This is a genomic window from Virgibacillus sp. L01, assembly GCF_052246775.1.
Taxonomy (GTDB): Bacteria; Bacillota; Bacilli; order Bacillales; family Amphibacillaceae; genus Lentibacillus.
Map to the genome: position 1 here is coordinate 1,075,241 of NZ_JBQQCP010000001.1, position 18,923 is coordinate 1,094,163.

Here is an 18,923-nt window from a genome sequence, read left to right on the forward strand (position 1 = left end):
ATTCTTCTTCCCAACTTATTTTTTCTCCAGTATTTAACTCAATTATTGCAACTGGTTGTCTACACTACAGGTAAGTTATTAATCTAGTATTAATGGTACGTAAATAATTCCTAAATTTCTGTGTGAATAAAGCACCATGTTATGGAAGGAAGAGACACCCTCCCTCAATCTTTACTTATAACGGCAATTAAAGTACTATTTAAAGTAGAACAAAATTTGTTAAATTTAAACTATTCCAATTAGTATATAAATAGACATATATAGATTTCTGAAAGAAGAAGGTGGCTCCATGAACCTTACCTATTTCCTGTTTTTCTCATGTATTATTGTTTGCACATTAATTATTACCTATTGGGCGGCAAAGCAAAGCAAGACAACAAACCAATTTTATATTGCAGCTGGAAGCTTAACAGGGGTGCAGAATGGGATGGCGATTGCAGGTGATTACATAAGTGCTGCTTCCTTTTTAGGGATTGTGGGTACAATTGCAATCAATGGCTTTGATGGTTTCCTGTATGCGATTGGTTTTTTAGTCTCTTATTTAATAGTGTTGTTTTTTATAGCAGAACCTGTACATCATTTGGGGACTTATTCGCTTGGTGATGTGGTCTGTTCACGTTTTCCAAGTTATAAGATGCGCTGGATGATGGCGATTGGCGCGTTTATCATTTCTATTTTGTATATGATTCCGCAACTGGTTGCTGCTGGACTTTTGATTCGCTTACTTCTTGATATTGATTATTCCACTTCGGTACTTATAATCGGGAGTTTAATGACAGTGTATGTGGTGTTTGGAGGAATGTTTGCGACGTCATGGGTGCAAATCGTGAAAACGGTTGTGCTTTTGTCAGGGACTTTTCTGCTTTCATTAATTGTATTCTCACGTTTTGATTGGAGCATTGCGGAGCTGCTTACACAAGTTAAACTAGGTACTCCTTTAGGTGATCAATTTTTCATGCCCGGTAATTTGTTCGGCAATCCACTGGAAACGCTATCGCTTCATTTGGCTTTAGTCCTTGGAACGGCAGGTCTCCCGCATATTTTAATACGCTTTTTTACCGTTCGAAATACGCTTGAGGTTCGACGGTCACTGTTAACTGCAAGCTGGATTATAGGGATATTTTATATCATTACACTTGTTCTTGGACTTGGTACGGTTGCGCTTATCGGTTACGAGGAACTGATTGCACATGATACAACCGGGAATTTGGCTGCACCATTATTAGCTGGTGAGCTGGGCGGGGACTTCCTAATGGCCTTCATTGCAGCAATATCGTTTACGACCATTGTTGCGGTAGTCGCTGGCTTGGTGATTTCTGCTACAACTGCTTTTTCCCATGATATCTATTACCACATTATTAAAAAAGGACAAACTACTGAACATAAACAAATACGTGCTGCGCGATGGACAGCATTTGTCGTTGGGCTCATATCCACATTATTTGCGCTTGGACTGCGGAATATTAATGTTACATTCCTTGTTTCCTTAACATTCATTGTTGCCGCTTCGAGTAATTTGCCTATCCTTTTATTTACGATCTATTGGAAGCGCTTTACACAATCAGGAGCAATTACCGGGATGGTATGTGGATTAACTGCATCTCTTATACTTTTAATATTCGGCCCGCATATTATGAATCCGGATGGTGGCTGGATACCGAGCGAACCTCTCTTCCCTTTGCATAATCCTGGCATCATTGCTATTCCCATTGGATTTTTAGGTGCATATCTTGGTTCTATATTTACACGTGAGCCACAGCATAGCAGCCGTGAATTCAGACGATTTCATGTAAAAGCACAGACCGGGATTGATACGAAGGAGGACAACCAGTGAAGTACTTGACAATTACTTTGTTTGAACGACTGGGCTTATTGCTGGTATTTGCTTTCGTGCTTACACGAATCCCTGGTTTCAAGTCATTACTTTATCGTGAATATTCGAAGCGAATGTCACTTGTACATGCCTGTATGTTTGGCCTTTTCGGAATTGCCGGCACGGTGACCGGGATTGTCATGGAAGAGGGTGTTGTTGTTAGCCGGGCATTTATCTGGTCTGTCGGTGATGACCAAATGGCGGTCAGTTCCAGCTTGGTGGCTATCGTTATAGCTGGATTGTTAGGCGGACCTATTGTAGGACTTGGGGCAGGACTGATTGCCGGCACCCACCTTTTTTACCTTGGGGGTATCGGCTTTTTAGCAAATAGTCTGGTCAATCCACTGACAGGGTTACTTGCAGGATTAACCGCGCAATTTTTTTCAAACGAACGAGTAATTTCCCCTTGGAAGGCGTTATTTATCGGCGTATTTCCACCAATTCTGCAGATGCAGTTGCTGCTCATATTTGAGCCACATTCAGATAATATCATCGCCATTGTAAATACGATTGGCCTGCCGCTTGTTTTATCCAACAGTATTGCCATTGCCATATTTACGGCGATGATCAGCATTGTACTGCGTGAACAGGAGAATGAGGCTGCACTGGCAACCAAACAGGCTTTAACCATCGCAGAAGAAGCTCTTCCTTTTTTAAAAAAAGACTCTTCACACGATATGGCGTCTGGAATAGCTAATTTACTATATGACCGTTTGAAACTAGCCGCAGTATCCGTAACGAATGAAAAAGAAGTTCTCGCACATAAGGGGCTTGCTGAAGATCATCACCAGGTGGGGGATGAGATTATTACCGCATTATCCCACCAGGCAATTTATTCAAAACAGATGCAAATTGCCCATTCACGTACGGAAATTCAGTGTAAGCACAGAAATTGCCCATTGGAAGCTGCCATCATTATTCCTATTATGGATGCAAATGACGCAACAGGACTTATCAAATTTTACTTTCGCAAAGCACAGCACATTCGTCCGGTAGAGCTAATGCTGGCACAAGGATTGGGGCAGTTAATATCCAACCAGCTTAATACGATTGCAACGGAAAAGATGAAAACACACATACGAGATGCAGAACTGAGAAATCTACAAGCACAGATTAATCCGCACTTTCTATTTAATACACTTCACTTGATTGCGGCATTATTTCGAAAAGATCCGGAAAAGGCACGCCAAATCACGGTAAACCTGGCACACTATATGCGATTTAATATCGGACTTGTTTCATCATCACTAGTACATCTGGAAAAAGAATGCCAGCATGTGAAAGCATATATTAAAATTGTTCAAACCCGTTTCTCCAGTCAGCTGCAAATTATTTTTTCAGAAACGGATGGCATTTCAGAGGTGTTCATTCCACCATCAACGATTCAGCCACTAGTTGAAAACAGTGTACAGCATGGGTTAAAAAATGTTTCAAAAGACGGAATCATAAATGTGACAATCGAAAAGTTGGATACATGTATCCAAGTAACAGTCAGTGACAATGGCTGTGGCTTTCCTCAAGATATTATAGACATAGCAGGGAATGCTTCATTGTCGGCAAATCAAGATGGGGGTGCGGGGTTATATAATGTTAACCAGCGCTTAACCCGTTTACTGGGAGAATCAGCACGTTTGCATATCCGTAACTTACCCTCTAATGGAAGTGAAGTTTATTTTAAAATTCCGTATAAAGATTAATGGTACGAGGAGGTACTTATTATCATGAAAAATATTCATGCCCTGATTGCTGAAGATGAACAGTTTACCCGTGAAGAACTAATCGACTTACTGAAAAAAGAACAGGATGTCACTACATATCCAAGTGCTGAGAACGGTCAGCAATTAATAGATCTATACGTGGAGCATGAACCTGACGTTATTTTCCTTGATGTTCAAATGCCGGGGATGGCTGGAGTTGAAGCTGCAAAACGAATTAAAGAACTTTCCTATATTCAGCCACCATTATTCGTCTTCACAACCGCTTACGATGAATATGCGATTGACGCATTTGAAATTGAAGCTGTCGATTATTTATTAAAGCCTTATGATGATACGCGTTTTCAAAAGACGATGAAACGAATCCGAAAACAAATAGCACAATTGGATACCAACGAAGACAAGCCCCTCCAGCTTGAAGTCCATTCCCCTGCATCAAAATTGCTCGTTGATGACGGGGAACGAATGGTTGTTTTGTCACCGGATTCCATCTATTATGCGGTCCCATTCAAACGAATGCTTGAAATCCATACAAAGGATGAAGTGATCGAAAGCCGGATGACATTACAGGAATTGGAGGAAAAATTGCATGGACTTTCTTTCTTTCGGACACATCGAAGCTATTTAGTAAACCTGAATCACGTCCGGGAAATTACGCCATGGTTTAACGGGTCGAGTAATGTAACACTTAACGATAAAAACGGCACATCATTACCTGTAAGTCGCTCAGCAAGAAAAGTACTTCTAGATGTATTTAAACAATAACCACTGATGATTGATTTTAGACTATTCAGACTCAAATAGTTACAATTGATACAATTTTGCTCTCCAAAATACTCCGGTCATTTATACTGTTTAGTAAGCGCTTTCAGATAAATGCGGAGGTGATTCAAGTCGGCTAATCAGTTGGCAGGCTGTTCGTTAGAAAGGATTAGCAGCCCATGCAGATCCAAGGTAAATAAGGGAAATTGAAATTCGCGACTTTTTACCAAAAACTCGAAGCGGAAAAATAATGCGTCGCGTTTTAAAAGCATGGGATCTTGGTCTTCCAACCGGCGACCTGTCAACAATGGAAGAATAGTTTTAAAATCAGGAGAGGTTTCCACGGGGAAGCTAAAGCCTCTCTAACTACAGATGAGGAGTGTGATTATGAGTAATGTAAGCGACTATAAGGCAGATGATCAGACAGATGGCAAGATCGATTTTGTGAAAATAGAGCAAAGTGAGAAGTTTCAACGTTTAATGAACGACAGGAAAAAGTTCATCGTTCCCTTAACTATATTTTTCCTTGTCTTTTATTTTTTACTTCCCGTTCTAACATCCTATACAACTTTCCTGAACACACCGGTGATCGGTGATATTTCATGGGTTTGGATATTTGCCTTTGCGCAATTTGTTATGACGTGGGTTCTTTGTACGATCTATGTAAAAAAAGCAGCATTCTTTGACAGGCTGACAGATGAAATCATTGACGAGCAAATTAACAACAAAGGAGGTAATAGCTGATGAATGCAACTGTCGTAATTCTTTTTCTTGCTATTGTCGTACTAACACTCATTATTACGTACTATGCTGCTAAAAATACCAAGTCAACTACTGACTTTTATACAGCTGGCGGCGGATTGAAGGGTTGGCAAAATGGGATTGCAATAGCAGGTGACTATTTATCAGCCGCTTCCTTCCTTGGAATTGCCGGCGCAATCGCATTATATGGCTTTGATGGGTTCTTTTATAGTATCGGTTTCCTTATTGCCTATTTGGTTGTTCTATTCTTAGTGGCAGAGCCGCTTCGGAATCTTGGAAAATATACACTTGCAGATATGCTTAAGGCACGGTTCGATGAAAAGAAAGTCAGGGGAGCTGCAGCCCTTAACACGATAACAATCTCTGTCTTTTATATGATTGCACAACTTGTTGGAGCAGGAGCCCTTATCCAGCTATTATTTGACATACCTTATTGGATAGCTGTTCTGATTGTTGGTGTTATGATGACAATCTATGTATTATTTGGTGGAATGATTGCCACCAGTTGGGTTCAAATCGTAAAAGCTGTTCTGCTTATGGCTGGAATGGTCATTATTTCGTTCCTTGTTTTATTGAAGTTTAACTTTAACATTGTCGATATGTTCAATGATGTTAAAACTGTTACGAGTAATGGAGCAGATTATCTGAAGCCAGGTCTCAAGTATACAAACCCACTGGGAACCATTTCCCTAATGATTGCGTTAGTACTTGGAACGGCTGGTTTACCACATATACTTATGCGTTTCTTCACGGTTAAAGATGCTAAAACAGCAAGAAGTTCTGTAATTACCGCAACATGGGTAATCGGTATATTTTATGTACTGACTTTATTCCTTGGGTTTGGTGCAGCTGCATTTGTTGGCGAATCAAATATTCTTGCAGCGAATCCTGGCGGTAACATGGCGGCACCACTGCTGGCCGAAGCATTAGGCGGAGAAATCCTGTTCGCATTCATATCTGCAGTTGCTTTTGCCACCATTCTGGCAGTAGTTGCCGGTTTGGTCCTATCAGGTGCATCAGCATTCGCCCATGATTTATATGGACAAATTATTAAAAAAGGAAAAGCGTCTGATTTACAGCAAATGCGGGCAGCACGTTATGCTTCTTTGGCAGTATCTGTGCTTGCAATTATTCTGGCATTATTTGCGCAATACTTAAACGTGGCATTCCTTGTTTCGCTAGCCTTCTGTATTGCAGCAAGTGCAAACCTTCCAGTCATTCTTTATACGGTATACTGGAAGAAGTTTAATACAGCTGGTGCCGTTACAGCAATGTTAACAGGTTTGTTCTCAGCGTTAATCCTTGTGTCCATTAGTCCAAGTGTGTTTTCGCCGGTAGAGGGTGCAGCATTATTTGTCGGGGATCCAATCTTCCCTATTTCAAACCCTGCACTTGTTTCAGTTCCACTAGGTTTCCTTGGAGGCTACCTTGGTACTATATTCTCTAAAGACACCAGTGCGAAACGATACGCTGAAGTTAAGGTAAAAGCAAATACTGGATATCGGGAAACAGGAAGCTGAATCAATAATGAGCGACCGCTATTATGGCGGCCGCTCATTTTGTTTTATTTGATAGTTCTCTGTTGACTTACATTCTCATCTCATTTAGCTAAAAGAAAGACGGAACAGTGCTCCACTCAACCTCTAGTTATTAATATACTTCTCAAAAACGTCTCCGAAGTCTTTCTCATGATATTCTTCACGAATTGATTTCAGCCAGTCGAATCCAAACTCCGTTAACTCTTTATACTGTTCTGCAAGTTTCGTTTCAGAAGTTCTTGAGTGTTGCAGTACTGTCACGGCTTTATTTAAGCTCTCCCCAGCCATTTCTGTAATAATTGCATTTTCGTGGGTTGTTTCAGCTATAAATAATAACGCCTTATATAAATCTTTTAATTTAACAATCTCGTCTTTATGCACATCAATGCTTAGCGGTTCTTTTCCTAACGTAAATTTAATTTCGATATCCAAATCGATTTTCCCTGCTGTCTCAAGGGATACATCTGATATCTTGTATTGTGAGTATGGATAACGATTTAGCGTTCGTTTAGAAGAAGCAGCATTTTCCCCATTCACATGAATTAGTGCCAGGTTGGTGAAGCAATATTCATCTGCTTTTGTCTTAATAAGGAAGTAGATTTTTTCATCATCTTCGTGTCGGACGTAATCATCCGCGTCTGTCTTATCATAGTCCTCGGGGCCAATAATCCTGCCAATATCGGATAAACCCAGTGCATCTGAAGCTAATTTTTTAAACATTCCTGTGACTCCCCTTCTTATAATTATTTTCAGAATTATTATACCATTAATGGACTCCAATGACACTCACCCATTCCTCTGTCTGTGAATAGGCTGTTACGATATTCAAAACGGAGGAGTGAAAGACCAACATGAATAGAGAATTTTATTACACTGTTCAGCCAGGTGATCATCTCGGGTTGCTGGCTGAGCGATTCCGTACACCAGCAGAACAGATTTTCAAAGATAATCCCGGGATAGACCCGTACAATCTTCGAGTGGGGAAACGCCTGCTTATTCCAGTGAAACAATCCACTTTCAGGCAGGATGATTGTATCAGTCAAGCAGAATTCGAATTTAGAAGCAGTAATCGTAAACTTTGGGAAGAGCATGTTGCTTGGACCAGAATGACAATTATCAGTTTGACGTTTAATCTACCGGATGTGGAATTTGTTATCGCACGTCTTCTGCAAAATGCTACAGACATGGGGGATGCAATCAGACCCTGCTATGGTGACCGTCTAGCTGATATATACGCTAATTTGATAAAAGAACATCTCTTATTTGCCGCTGACCTTGTTAAAGCTGCAGTAGCAGGTGATCAGCAAGCAGCAATGGCCGCTGAACAAAAATGGTACGCTAATGCAGATGAGATTGCCAGGTTCTGGAGCAGTGTAAATCCTTATTTGTCCGAGAAGGGTGTTAGAGATATGTTTTATCAGCACTTAGATTTAACAAAACAGGAAGCAGTATTTATGATAAATATGGATTACCAGAAAGATATTCAAATATATGATGAAATTGAGGAACAAGCTTTAACGATGTCGGACGCCATTTCAACTGCAGTAGTAAAACAATTTCCTGAACTATTTGCCTAGATTAATTGAGTAGAAGGCATATGCCTCTTACTCAGCTTACCTATTGCTGCGGAAATTTATATACGCAGCCTTTAAAGACTCTTAAAAGCTAACCTCTATTAAATTTCACTCACGATTCAAGTCAGATTTCTGAGATGCTCTCTTCCTTTCTATACTCTCAACATTATACTCCATCAAAGGCTTAACAAATTTCTCATAACGTTCCTTTTTGAATCTCTCTAATTCCTCTGGCGTCATATCCTTCGTTACCTCCGACACATGACGCCCCGGGAGTTCATCAAACTCCTCCTTTGTCATCCATGTTACTTTGCCATTTTCGACAATAAAATGTTTCATAATAATTCCTCCTTCACATATTAAAAACCCCTTCATGCGTTGGATGCATAAAGGGGTTTTCTACCGATTTATCACTCAAAGCATAGGCCTTGCTGGTGGGAGCACCTTACATTTGCAGGTTGCTGTGACGTCGTTGAGCCAGTTCTCTCGATCACTCTTGATAGCTATTCACTTACATAAAGTATATATGAATTTTCATGATATTTCAATACATAATCACCAGCACATTAATTCATCGATGTTGGGTTACACTACTATAAAGGCTGTTTTCTAAAAGTTTGTTGCCTTATCAAAGTAATGAAATCATACCGTAGTGATTATAAACTGCGACATACTTTTTAAACAGTTTAGCGCTGTTATACCGCTTCGGAAATACACTTCGCGCACCAAGGGCGGCTGATCAGCCTTCTTGCTCCTACGTCGGTGCGAAGTCTCATCTAGGCCTTAGTTCCCACAGGAGTCTACGTGTATTTCCTCCGCTGTTGACTGGAGTATGATTCGCTATAGAATAAATGTGTGAAAGCACGGTCCGAAGACACCGCAGAGTAGCTAAATGAAGGCCCTTCCCGCGGAAAGCATCCGCCCGTAGCGATCCCGAACGGTGGGACGAGAGTTTATAAAGATTATTCCAGCAGTTACGTTGCAGTTTATAGCAACTCAGAGGGTTAAAGAGCAGTAAAACATACAGAAAAGCAACTAGTAAAAAACGGATTGCGGTGAGTTTAATGGTAGTGATAATCATTCAAAATCTTATCCCACTCTACGAATTAAGCCTATTGAATGTTTCATTGTCCCAATTAATTGAAGACCACAGAGAATTCAATGACACACTTAAAGCATATTGGCATCAGAAAGTATATTTAACACCTAGATGGTGGTTCTTGGTTATGCTCAGCTTACTGCCCGCGATTATCTGGTGGATGTTAGTTAATAAGAAAAGAATTATCGAGATTACAGCATTCGGATTATTCTATGGTGTTGCAGCAATTATTCTTGATTCTATTGGAAGCAACGCCCTAGCCTGGACTTATCCTTACATCCTTTCACCATATTTACGCCCGCAATTATATCCTTATGATGTTGGTGTTGTAATCATTTCCTATATGTTTTGTTATCAGCTGTGGAGTGACAATTTTAAAAAATTCCTCATATTTTCAGGACTGCTAGCTGCTTTTTTAGCCTTTGCTGCTGAGCCGATTATGGTATGGCTAGGCCTTTACAAAGCAATATACTGGAAACATATTTATTCATTCCCCATTTACTGGCTTTTAGGCATAATATGCTGGGGAATCATTATGTATTTTAAAAAATTGGAACAGGAGAGATAGATAATTCTTATTTCTTCTGTTCTTTTCTATGGAAATAATGAATGTTTTAGCTTTTTATATCGTCTATATAAATGAAGGGTTAAAAAAGTAATAGGGGAGATTTACATGTCTAACAAAAAAGCGTTATTAGTAATTATTATATCATTGTTATGTCTATTTTTAACGGCCTGTAGCCAGGGTGATTCGCCTGAATCTGCAAGTGATCAGGATGAATCTAATCAGGAAAATGTAACGGAAGATAAAGAAAAGTCGGATGAATCCCCGAGAGATAACAAGTCTGATAAAGAAACAAAAAACCAACCAGAAAAAGATGATAAGAAAAATAATAACTCGTCAGATGACTCATCAGAAGAACAGGATGATTCTTCCGAAAAACAGAAAATTGAAGATGATGGCAGTACTGAAGAAAGACTCCTGCCTGTCGGAACATTATCACATGGAGATAATGGCGAAAAAGTTAGTATGATGCAGGAAGCCCTAAACCGATTAGGTTATTCGTTGACAGTTGATGGCGATCTAGGATGGACCACTGTCTGGGCGATAAAAGATTTTCAAGCGCAGGTATCTGCCTTGAAAATTGACGGTATTTACGGGGAGGGTACACGTGAATATATACAAAAAGCAATAGATGGTGAATTAGAAATAGATCCGGGCACTGGTCTGGAAAAAAATAACGATACTAAAGAAAAGCAAGACAACAATGAAAACAATAGTAATATAGTATCTAACCCATCAAGTATTCTTGCTTTGGTTAATAAAAATAACCAATTACCAGCAGACTATGTCCCAGGTAATCTCGTTAATCCAAATGTAAGGTTTCCATTTACAGAAGACTTGCCCAAAAAACAAATGCGACAAGTAGCAGCAAATGCACTTGAGAATATGTTTAATGCTGGAGATAAGGCAGGGGTTGACCTTTTCGCTCAGTCTGGTTACCGTTCATACGATAGGCAAGAAGCAATTTTCGCGGCAAATGCTCGTGAGCACGGGCGCGAAGCAGCAAACCAATTTAGTGCACAAGCCGGGGAAAGTGAGCATCAAACAGGACTGACAATGGATGTCACAAGCGCTGATATCAATTACCGTCTGAATACAAAATTCGCAAATACCGATGAAGGGCAATGGGTTAAACAACATGCTAGTGAGTACGGTTTTATCATCCGCTACCCAAAAGGTAAAACTAGTATCACCGGTTATCAATACGAACCTTGGCACCTTCGTTACGTCGGCAAGAAAGCCGCCAAATACATTGACAGCAATAATACTACGCTGGAACAGTATCTGGGTAATCAATAATAGTTATATACAAGAGCTTGGACGACGATCCAAGCTCTTTTTCAATCAGGTGATAACAAGGCTCCAATAGCTCCACTATATTCACCATTTCCCAGAAACACTGGCTCTGTTCCTGCCAGTCTAGTGTATTCTTCAATAATATCCTGCAGAAGAGGATTTGACCGAAACGACGAACCGATATAAACGATGAAGTCGACGTTATGTTGGGCTGCCATTTGCAAGCTTATCGTAACGATTACTTCACCTATCATCCCAATTACTGCTGCCAACTTGTCTGCATTTGAGGGGGGCTGCGCTATCATTGACTCCTTTTTCCCAAAGTTGCTGGCAGTCAAGTCTCCGGATATTGGCGATAGCGCCCCCTCGAAGATATCCTTCACTTTAAGGTCAGCGTTGCCCCTGTCACCGTTACTAGCTAACTGTACCATCCATGCATAATCCTCAACTCCGGTTAATAAGTAGCCAAGTCCGATTAAAGTTCCACCGCCAATACCAGATCCTCCAATCCGCTGTTGTTCCCTATCACTAACAAGGTGAATTGATGTCCCAGTACCAACGTTTACAAACATAAAATTATTCTCGATTGCATATCGTTGCTGATCAGCCAAAAACTGTATCCCACGGTTAGTTGCGTCAAATTCAACCACCATTTCAGCAGGAGCTGTCAGTTTTTCCGCAAATAACTGGCTTTTCCCGCCAGTGATACAAACAGCGGGATTCTTAAAGGTATTATATAGCCATGAGATAGCATCGCCAATAGCTTGTGAAGGGAATGTTTGATAGACAATATTATCATTTTCCCAATAGGCTACTTTTACAAGTGTGCCGCCAGCATCAATTCCAATTTTCGTTTGATTCATTTTTATCATTTCTCCCCTAACAGTTTTTTATTACCGTAAAAAAAACAAAAACATTTCGTTCATCAACTATTATTTGATAGGATTAAATAAGAACCTGAATTGAGGGACGTAATATGCATTTATTAAAACTAATGAAAGACTCAAGGTTTTTCAAGATTTTTACAACCTCCGTAGCTTGGACCGCTATTATTCTACTATTTTTGTTCATCGCTTCAATGGTTTATCTATTAATTATGGATTATTTTTATAATGAAGATAACGACAAATTTAATCAGAATGGGGAAGAAATCACGCTACACGACGCCTACATGTCTAGTCAGACTTATGTTGAATCCATTCTTTAATAGTCTTGGACACTTCACCAGGAGCATCAACATAAATATTATGCGTTGTATTGGGTATCGGACGAACCTGTACATCCGGTGTGTTTTCTAAAAAGTGGTTAGCTTGCTGTTGCCGAAAACCTTCCATTTCTTTCGGAAGCGTACTTCTGAACAACAGTACCGGACATATAATCTGTTGCAGAATCTTACTTGTTGGCTCGGCATAAATTCCTTTTACAATTGCTTTCGCATCAGAAACTGGTAGAGCTAACCGGATTTCTCCGTTTACCTCCGTAACCTGCGACTTGGCTGCTGCCTCAATCTCAGGTGACCATCTTGACATCTCACTCTTCTCTGATTGTATAAATGCCTCCCACGAAGAAAAGCGAACACTATTATGGAATTTCTCTATACTTACAAGCTCATCCTCCAACGTGTCACTCTTTATTTCCTGTATATAACCCCCATCAAGCAAAATCACACCCTTAACTTGCTTCGGATAGCCTTTCGTATAATACAAAGAAAGATGTGCCCCCCATGAATGCCCGATTAGAAAACTTGGCATTCGCCAAGCCTTTGGGCGAATTGCCTTAGTTGTACTTATGCAGTAAGAAAGTAGTTATACTTTCTTATCTGCCAAGGTAAATTTCCGACTTCCCTAAGCCCTTAACGACTTTCTCAACCTCTTCTGCCATACAAGATGGCCAGAACGCTTTTTCCTCTGACAAAGACTTATCTCTTCCATTCCTGACAAGATCAAATGAAACGACATGATAGTCAGTTAAATACTGTGCCAATTCTCCAAAGCTTAACCCCGTGCTCCCCATTCCATGAAGAAACACCAATGTCGTATTTTCTCTGTTCCCCCATTCATATAAGCCACTTCCCATTCACTCTTCACCTCATCATATATTTGATTAATTCAAGTTTATCAAAAAAATTAATAATTTTGTAAAATAACTGTTGTATTTTTATACACAACTATGTATAATGATACATAATCTAATAATGAACCGGAAAGGATTTGATTTTAGTGGCCAGCACAATTTCAAAACCGCAATTAAAGGAAAAGGATTTTTTAACGTTAAACCAGTTAAGTAAAGCAGAAATAACTGGACTGTTAGACGAGGCTGTTGCTTTAAAAAAACAGACAAAGGAAGGAACACTGGAGCCCTATTTAAAAGGAAAAGTTCTTGGAATGATCTTCGAAAAGGCATCTACCCGTACAAGAGTTTCATTTGAAGTAGGCATGCTTCAGCTTGGAGGAGAGGCCATCTTCCTTAGTTCCAATGACAGTCAGATTAGTCGCGGAGAATCAACTTTTGATACGGCAAACGTGTTATCTCGCTATGTTGACGGCTTGATGATCCGAACCTTCAGTCACGACACTGTTGAATCCTATGCACAGCATGCAACTGTCCCTGTTATTAATGGATTGACCGACTTGCATCATCCAACACAGGTGCTTGCTGACCTCTTAACCATTTATGAACATAAGGGGAAACTTTCAGGATTAAAACTTGCCTTCCTCGGTGATGGAAATAACAACATGTGTCATTCATTAATCGAAGGTGCAGTAAAAGTTGGAATGGATATCGCTATTACCTGTCCAACCGGTTATGAACCGAATCAGGAGATACTCGAGCAAATGAAGCAAGAAGCTGAGCAAAATGATACGAAAGTAGAATACGGTGAAGATCCATATGAAGTGGTAAAAGATGCAGATATTATTGTTACCGATGTATGGTCGAGTATGGGGCACGAAGATGAAAATGATCAGCGAAATAAAATTTTTACACCTTATCAGGTAAACGAAAGCCTGTGTGAAAACGCAAAATCGGATTTCATTTTTTTACATTGCTTACCTGCCCACCGCGGAGAAGAAGTTACAGCAGGCATCATTGATGGACCGCATTCAGTAGTGTTTGATGAAGCGGAAAATCGCCTGCATGCACAAAAAGCTTTGTTAAAATTATTATTAGAAGATGGAGGGATTAACCATGACTAAAGAAAAAATAGTGTTAGCATATTCAGGTGGTTTAGATACATCTGTATCGATTAAATGGTTACAGGAAAAATATAATTATGATGTTATTGCACTGGCAATTGATTTAGGAGAAGAAAAGGATTTAGAAACAGTTCGTCAAAAGGCATTAAATGTTGGTGCCATTAAATCAATCGTCATCGATGCTAAAGATATGCTTGCAAAAGAATATTTAATGCCAGCATTGCAAGCAAATGCACTATACGAAGGCAAGTACCCATTATCCTCAGCGTTAAGCAGACCATTAATTTCGAAGTTACTTGTCGATATAGCAGAACAGGAAAACGCAGTAGCTGTTGCTCACGGCTGTACCGGAAAAGGAAATGATCAGATACGTTTTGAGGTCTCCATTAATGCGCTTAATCCTGACCTCCAAGTGGTGGCACCTGTAAGAGAATGGGGAATGACCCGGGATGAAGAAATTGCTTATGCAAAAGAAAAAGGTATTCCGGTCTCAGCTAATTTAGACAATCCATTTTCGATTGATGCAAATATTTGGGGAAGAGCTTGTGAAGCAGGTGTACTGGAAAACCCATGGAACGAAGCACCAGAGGAAGCATTTGCATGGACCAATCCAATCGAGGCTACTCCGGATGAATCTGAATATGTTGATATCACCTTTGAAGGCGGCATCCCAGTAGCACTAAATGACGAACCAATGGAACTTGTTGATATAATTGAGACATTGAACGAAGCTGGTGGCAAACATGGTATTGGGCGAATTGATCATATTGAGAATCGCTTAATTGGGATTAAATCACGAGAGGTTTACGAAAACCCAGCAGCATTAATCCTTATCAACGCCCACCAGGAAATGGAGTTTTTAACACATGCAAGAGAAGTAAGTCAATATAAAAAAACAGTTGAACAGCAATATGCAAAGATGATTTATGAAGGTCTGTGGTATTCACCGTTACGTCCCGCTATTGATGCATTTGTTTTGGAGACTCAAAAAACTGTAACCGGAAAAGTACGTGTTAAGCTCTTTAAAGGAAATCAATTCGTTGTTGCCCGGAAGTCCGAATATAGCTTATATAACGAAGAGCTGGCTACCTATGAAAAAGGGGACATGTTTGATCATACAGCAGCAGTTGGGTTTATCAAACTGTGGGGATTACCAACGAAAGTACACGCTGAAATCAATAAAAAAACAACTGATCCGGTTAAGCAGTAGGGAGGATTACAAATGTCAAAACTATGGGGCGGACGTTTCACTAAATCGACCAACGAACTAGTAGAAGAATTCACAGCGTCCATCGAGTTTGATCAGCAGTTTGCAATGGAAGATATTGAAGGGAGCATTGCCCACGTAACCATGCTTGCCGAATGTGAAATCATTACCAGAGATGAAGCAAGCCAGCTTATTAGAGGCCTAAAAATCATTGAAGAGAAAATCAATAACGGCCTGGTCGATTACGCGGTTGAGAATGAAGACATCCATATGAACATTGAGCAAATGCTAATTGACGAAATTGGACCTGTTGGCGGCAAACTCCACACTGGAAGAAGCCGTAATGACCAAATTGCGACAGATATCCATCTTTACGTTAACAATAAAACAAAAGAAATCATTAAACTTGTTGAATCCGTCCAAGCAGCTTTTATCAAGCAAGCAAAAGCAAATATTGCTGTCATTATGCCAGGGTATACACACTTGCAACGTGCACAGCCCATATTATTTTCGCACCATCTGCTTGCATATTTCTGGATGCTGGAAAGGGATAAACAACGCCTGAATGATAGTTTACAGCGGGTTAACTGGTCGCCATTAGGCGCTGGTGCGCTAGCTGGAACGACATTTCCTATTAATCGAGAACGTACCGCAGAATTACTAGGGTTTGACACAGTTTATCCAAACAGCCTGGACGCTGTTAGTGACCGCGATTTTGTCATGGAATTTCTATCCATTGCATCGATTATGATGACGCATATTTCCCGGTTATCAGAGGAACTTGTCACATGGTCGAGTCAAGAGTTTGATTTCATCGAGCTGGATGACTCTTTTTGTACGGGATCAAGTATTATGCCACAAAAGAAAAACCCTGACGTGCCGGAACTATTACGTGGAAAAACCGGACGCGTCCATGGTAACTTATTAGGGTTATTAACTGTCCTGAAAGGTCTCCCACTCGCCTATAATAAGGATATGCAGGAAGATAAAGAAGGTCTTCTTGATACGGTAAAGACAATTGATGGATCGTTGCGGTTGCTTGCACCAATGATTGAAACGATGCAGGTTAAACAAGATAACATGTACAATGCAGTTGATCAGGATTACTCCAATGCAACTGATATTGCGGATTACCTGGTAACGAAAGGCTTACCATTTCGCCAGGCTCACGAGATAATTGGAAAAATCGTGCTTTATGCAATTGAGCATAAGAAATATTTACTTGCGTTGACACTAGAAGAATATCAGTCCTTTAGTAATCTATTTGAGGAAGACATTTTTGTTGTACTCGAGCCAAAGCATGTTGTAGATGCCAGAAACAGCACAGGCGGCACGGCAGAAAACCAGGTTCGTAAACAACTGCAACAGGCCGAGGAAGTGCTTGCTGGAACTAGCACTTCTTAAAACCGCATCATATTTAATTTAGTTAGCCTTCTAAAGATAATTTTAGAAGGCTTGATTTTTTCTCTAAATGCAGGGCATGTTTAATTAGGAATACGATTTTAACGAACGAATAAATAAATCCCAAAACTTATCCTGATTCAACGTGCGAGCAAAATTCACGTTCTGTTCCCTATCTGTCATTCCGTTTGTGTACACACATGTCATCCCGTAGGTGAATTCCCCTTTTGTCTCAATGTCTACACGTACGCGCTCCATTTCAAACATTGTGGGATCGATAAGATAAGCAACAGGACAAGGGTCATGTACAGCAGCTCCAGTAAACCCAAGTTTACCTTGATATATTTGCGAATAGAAATTCATCATTTGCATAACAGCTTTTGCAACTGGATTGTTGATAACAGACATTTCCTTCATTCTATCTGAAGTTGCCAACGCCTGGTGTGTAACGTTAAGACCAAACATCTCAATTGGCACACCACTTTCGAAGACAATTTTAGCTGCCTCAGCATCGACATATATATTGAATTCTGCTGCAGGTGTTCTATTGCCGTATGTTCCGCCACCCATTAATACGATTTCCTTTATTTTCGGAATGATTTGCGGTGCTTTTCTAATTGCCAGTGCAATATTCGTCAATGGCCCGGTTGGCACAATTGTAATATCTCCATCCGAGCCTGTAACTTTTTCAATGATTAAGTCCACAGCATGCTGATTAATTATTTGTTTAATCGGCTCTTCGGGAAGACTTGTTCCATCCAGCCCACTCTTACCATGAACATGTGCAGCAGCTTTCATTTTACGCATCAGTGGCTGTGCAGCTCCTTTTGCTACAGGGACATCATCTAATCCAAGAAGATCGCATAGCCTTAAAGCATTCTTTGTATTCTTTTCCACATCAACATTACCTGCTACGGTTGTAATCGCCTCAAGCTTCAAGTTGCTAAGTTTTGACGCAGCAAGCATCATGGCCATCGCATCATCATGGCCATCGCATCATCATGGCCTGGGTCATAATCTAAGATAATTCGCCTATTCATATGTAATTCCTCCTGCACTTTTATCAATGGTCACTTTTATTTAACTTCCCCATCACTCGTCAATTCTTGAGGCGCAATAAGAACTGTATCTTTAGATTCTTTTTGCTTTGATGTTTGAAACCGATACGATCGACTTGTTTCACCCTCCATTTCCGCTATTGTCACCGGATACGTAAGGGTTTGTATATTAATACTTCCCTTTTCAGGTTCTGTCACTTTGTAGCTAACAGTGTTAAGCCCATCTGATTGTGAGGAATTAGTTTTCACCCTCTGTATTTGTTCAATTTCTACATTAAAGCCGCCAGTTGGCTTTTCACCAAGTAGGATAATTGCATACGTCATCCCTTCGACATTGAATACCTTTTCCGCCTTTTTTGATTTGTTTTTAGAAATCCATTGTTGAACCCTATCCGGGGCATTTTCAACTTTAATTGTTTTGAAAGAAAGATTAGTGGTCTCCTTTTCTCCTCCCATTGATTGATCCTCCGTAGTCCCTGACCCACAGCCAGTTAATATTAAAATTGATAAAACCATTAATATAATATTCCGCTTCATTCTAATGTTGCCCCTTTCGATAGAATCGCTAGCTTCTATTACTTATAATTCCCTGCATTTTTCTTTTTTAAAAGGTGTATTCTGATAGTAAGCAGTTCAGTCCCCTATGTTGAAGGACCCTTTTTTAATGGAATGAGGATCCGGTTACTGATTTGACGGATCCTCATTCCGCTATTTCCTAAAAAACCCTCGTTTTAAGCTTGGGTTCGGATCCTCGTTCCGCTGATATGAACAAAACTGTCAAGTCCCAAGCTGTTTTTCCCTTTTTTGGGCATACTTAATACAAGAAGCCGTTTTTACTTCTTTTTATGGGTTAACCGTTTTGGTTAGACTATTTCCTTC

Annotated in this window: 19 protein-coding genes and 1 riboswitch; of the genes, 12 read left to right on the forward strand and 7 right to left on the reverse strand. The window is 40.1% G+C overall.

Annotated features, from left to right (window positions below; translation table 11 throughout):
- Positions 1–289: 289 nt before the first annotated feature.
- The 5 genes from ACTWQM_RS04945 to ACTWQM_RS04965 all read left to right on the forward strand — a co-directional run bounded on the left by ACTWQM_RS04945 (position 290) and on the right by ACTWQM_RS04965 (position 6,632).
- The gene (locus tag ACTWQM_RS04945) at positions 290–1,834 is read left to right on the forward strand and encodes a solute symporter family protein (protein ID WP_443257042.1); all 1,545 of its coding nucleotides are present in this window, start codon (positions 290–292) and stop codon (positions 1,832–1,834) included.
- The gene (locus ACTWQM_RS04950; RefSeq protein ID WP_443257043.1) at positions 1,831–3,570 is read left to right on the forward strand and encodes a LytS/YhcK type 5TM receptor domain-containing protein; all 1,740 of its coding nucleotides are present in this window, start codon (positions 1,831–1,833) and stop codon (positions 3,568–3,570) included. Before ACTWQM_RS04945 ends, ACTWQM_RS04950 begins: the two co-directional genes overlap by 4 nt.
- 24 nt (positions 3,571–3,594) lie before the next feature.
- The gene (locus ACTWQM_RS04955) at positions 3,595–4,353 is read left to right on the forward strand and encodes a LytR/AlgR family response regulator transcription factor (protein WP_443257044.1); all 759 of its coding nucleotides are present in this window, start codon (positions 3,595–3,597) and stop codon (positions 4,351–4,353) included.
- A 384-nt stretch (positions 4,354–4,737) separates the two neighbouring features.
- Positions 4,738–5,094: a DUF485 domain-containing protein gene (locus ACTWQM_RS04960; protein WP_443257046.1), complete on the forward strand. Its 357-nt coding sequence runs from the start codon at positions 4,738–4,740 to the stop codon at positions 5,092–5,094.
- A complete protein-coding gene (locus tag ACTWQM_RS04965) occupies positions 5,094–6,632 on the forward strand; it encodes a solute symporter family protein (protein WP_443257047.1) in 1,539 nt (512 codons plus the stop codon). Before ACTWQM_RS04960 ends, ACTWQM_RS04965 begins: the two co-directional genes overlap by 1 nt.
- Before the next feature lie 123 nt (positions 6,633–6,755).
- Here the strand turns inward: ACTWQM_RS04965 and ACTWQM_RS04970 are convergent, their stop codons facing one another.
- Positions 6,756–7,370, reverse strand: coding sequence for a PH domain-containing protein (locus tag ACTWQM_RS04970; protein WP_443257048.1), 615 nt, complete (start codon positions 7,368–7,370; stop codon positions 6,756–6,758).
- Positions 7,371–7,501: 131 nt separating this feature from the next.
- Between ACTWQM_RS04970 and ACTWQM_RS04975 the strand changes: the two genes are divergently transcribed.
- The gene (locus ACTWQM_RS04975) at positions 7,502–8,227 is read left to right on the forward strand and encodes a LysM peptidoglycan-binding domain-containing protein (RefSeq protein ID WP_443257049.1); all 726 of its coding nucleotides are present in this window, start codon (positions 7,502–7,504) and stop codon (positions 8,225–8,227) included.
- 105 nt (positions 8,228–8,332) lie between these two features.
- Here the strand turns inward: ACTWQM_RS04975 and ACTWQM_RS04980 are convergent, their stop codons facing one another.
- The gene (locus tag ACTWQM_RS04980) at positions 8,333–8,563 is read right to left on the reverse strand and encodes a hypothetical protein (protein ID WP_443257050.1); all 231 of its coding nucleotides are present in this window, start codon (positions 8,561–8,563) and stop codon (positions 8,333–8,335) included.
- Positions 8,564–8,628: 65 nt separating this feature from the next.
- Positions 8,629–8,730, reverse strand: a riboswitch (SAM riboswitch).
- 558 nt (positions 8,731–9,288) lie between these two features.
- On the opposite strand from ACTWQM_RS04980, the gene ACTWQM_RS04985 reads away from it, so the two are divergent.
- Positions 9,289–9,891, forward strand: a complete 603-nt coding sequence (locus tag ACTWQM_RS04985; RefSeq protein WP_443257051.1) for a CBO0543 family protein — start codon at positions 9,289–9,291, stop codon at positions 9,889–9,891.
- A 105-nt stretch (positions 9,892–9,996) separates the two neighbouring features.
- Positions 9,997–11,187: a D-alanyl-D-alanine carboxypeptidase family protein gene (locus ACTWQM_RS04990; RefSeq protein WP_443257052.1), complete on the forward strand. Its 1,191-nt coding sequence runs from the start codon at positions 9,997–9,999 to the stop codon at positions 11,185–11,187.
- A 41-nt stretch (positions 11,188–11,228) separates the two neighbouring features.
- On the opposite strand, the gene coaW is transcribed toward ACTWQM_RS04990, so the two are convergent.
- Entirely contained in the window at positions 11,229–12,047 is an 819-nt protein-coding gene (gene coaW, locus ACTWQM_RS04995) for a type II pantothenate kinase (RefSeq protein ID WP_443257053.1), read from the reverse strand.
- A 113-nt stretch (positions 12,048–12,160) separates the two neighbouring features.
- Between coaW and ACTWQM_RS05000 the strand changes: the two genes are divergently transcribed.
- Positions 12,161–12,391: a hypothetical protein gene (locus ACTWQM_RS05000; protein WP_443257054.1), complete on the forward strand. Its 231-nt coding sequence runs from the start codon at positions 12,161–12,163 to the stop codon at positions 12,389–12,391.
- On the opposite strand, the gene ACTWQM_RS05005 is transcribed toward ACTWQM_RS05000, so the two are convergent.
- Positions 12,360–12,974 (reverse strand): alpha/beta fold hydrolase, encoded by a 615-nt coding sequence (locus ACTWQM_RS05005; protein WP_443257094.1) that lies wholly within the window; start codon positions 12,972–12,974, stop codon positions 12,360–12,362. The two genes, ACTWQM_RS05000 and ACTWQM_RS05005, sit on opposite strands and share 32 nt — an antisense overlap.
- A 25-nt stretch (positions 12,975–12,999) precedes the next feature.
- Positions 13,000–13,260, reverse strand: coding sequence for an alpha/beta fold hydrolase (locus ACTWQM_RS05010; protein WP_443257055.1), 261 nt, complete (start codon positions 13,258–13,260; stop codon positions 13,000–13,002).
- Between the two features lie 137 nt (positions 13,261–13,397).
- Here ACTWQM_RS05010 and argF point away from each other — a divergent pair, with 137 nt between their 5' ends.
- From argF to argH, 3 genes are read left to right on the forward strand one after another with little or no spacing between them, the layout of a single operon-like run.
- Positions 13,398–14,378 (forward strand): ornithine carbamoyltransferase, encoded by a 981-nt coding sequence (argF, locus tag ACTWQM_RS05015; RefSeq protein WP_443257095.1) that lies wholly within the window; start codon positions 13,398–13,400, stop codon positions 14,376–14,378.
- Entirely contained in the window at positions 14,371–15,588 is a 1,218-nt protein-coding gene (locus ACTWQM_RS05020) for an argininosuccinate synthase (protein ID WP_443257056.1), read from the forward strand. The genes argF and ACTWQM_RS05020 overlap by 8 nt, the downstream gene beginning before the upstream one ends.
- Positions 15,589–15,600: 12 nt before the next feature.
- On the forward strand, positions 15,601–16,989 hold the full coding sequence (gene argH / locus ACTWQM_RS05025) for an argininosuccinate lyase (protein WP_443257057.1): 1,389 nt from the start codon (positions 15,601–15,603) through the stop codon (positions 16,987–16,989).
- 84 nt (positions 16,990–17,073) lie between these two features.
- Here argH and ACTWQM_RS05030 read toward each other — a convergent pair whose 3' ends face one another.
- Positions 17,074–17,961 (reverse strand): nucleoside hydrolase, encoded by an 888-nt coding sequence (locus tag ACTWQM_RS05030; RefSeq protein WP_443257058.1) that lies wholly within the window; start codon positions 17,959–17,961, stop codon positions 17,074–17,076.
- Positions 17,962–18,062: 101 nt separating this feature from the next.
- Positions 18,063–18,581: a protease complex subunit PrcB family protein gene (locus tag ACTWQM_RS05035; protein ID WP_443257059.1), complete on the reverse strand. Its 519-nt coding sequence runs from the start codon at positions 18,579–18,581 to the stop codon at positions 18,063–18,065.
- Positions 18,582–18,923: the final 342 nt, after the last annotated feature.

Coding starts and splice junctions, on each gene's coding strand:
- ACTWQM_RS04945 (WP_443257042.1), top strand. CDS start 290: ATGAACCTTACCTATTTCCTGTTTTTCTCATGTATTATTGTTTGCACA.
- ACTWQM_RS04955 (WP_443257044.1), top strand. CDS start 3,595: ATGAAAAATATTCATGCCCTGATTGCTGAAGATGAACAGTTTACCCGT.
- ACTWQM_RS04960 (WP_443257046.1), top strand. CDS start 4,738: ATGAGTAATGTAAGCGACTATAAGGCAGATGATCAGACAGATGGCAAG.
- ACTWQM_RS04965 (WP_443257047.1), top strand. CDS start 5,094: ATGAATGCAACTGTCGTAATTCTTTTTCTTGCTATTGTCGTACTAACA.
- ACTWQM_RS04970 (WP_443257048.1), bottom strand. CDS start 7,370: ATGTTTAAAAAATTAGCTTCAGATGCACTGGGTTTATCCGATATTGGC.
- ACTWQM_RS04975 (WP_443257049.1), top strand. CDS start 7,502: ATGAATAGAGAATTTTATTACACTGTTCAGCCAGGTGATCATCTCGGG.
- ACTWQM_RS04980 (WP_443257050.1), bottom strand. CDS start 8,563: ATGAAACATTTTATTGTCGAAAATGGCAAAGTAACATGGATGACAAAG.
- ACTWQM_RS04985 (WP_443257051.1), top strand. CDS start 9,289: ATGGTAGTGATAATCATTCAAAATCTTATCCCACTCTACGAATTAAGC.
- ACTWQM_RS04990 (WP_443257052.1), top strand. CDS start 9,997: ATGTCTAACAAAAAAGCGTTATTAGTAATTATTATATCATTGTTATGT.
- coaW (WP_443257053.1), bottom strand. CDS start 12,047: ATGAATCAAACGAAAATTGGAATTGATGCTGGCGGCACACTTGTAAAA.
- ACTWQM_RS05000 (WP_443257054.1), top strand. CDS start 12,161: ATGCATTTATTAAAACTAATGAAAGACTCAAGGTTTTTCAAGATTTTT.
- ACTWQM_RS05010 (WP_443257055.1), bottom strand. CDS start 13,260: ATGGGAAGTGGCTTATATGAATGGGGGAACAGAGAAAATACGACATTG.
- ACTWQM_RS05020 (WP_443257056.1), top strand. CDS start 14,371: ATGACTAAAGAAAAAATAGTGTTAGCATATTCAGGTGGTTTAGATACA.
- argH (WP_443257057.1), top strand. CDS start 15,601: ATGTCAAAACTATGGGGCGGACGTTTCACTAAATCGACCAACGAACTA.
- ACTWQM_RS05030 (WP_443257058.1), bottom strand. CDS start 17,961: ATGGCCATGATGCTTGCTGCGTCAAAACTTAGCAACTTGAAGCTTGAG.
- ACTWQM_RS05035 (WP_443257059.1), bottom strand. CDS start 18,581: ATGAAGCGGAATATTATATTAATGGTTTTATCAATTTTAATATTAACT.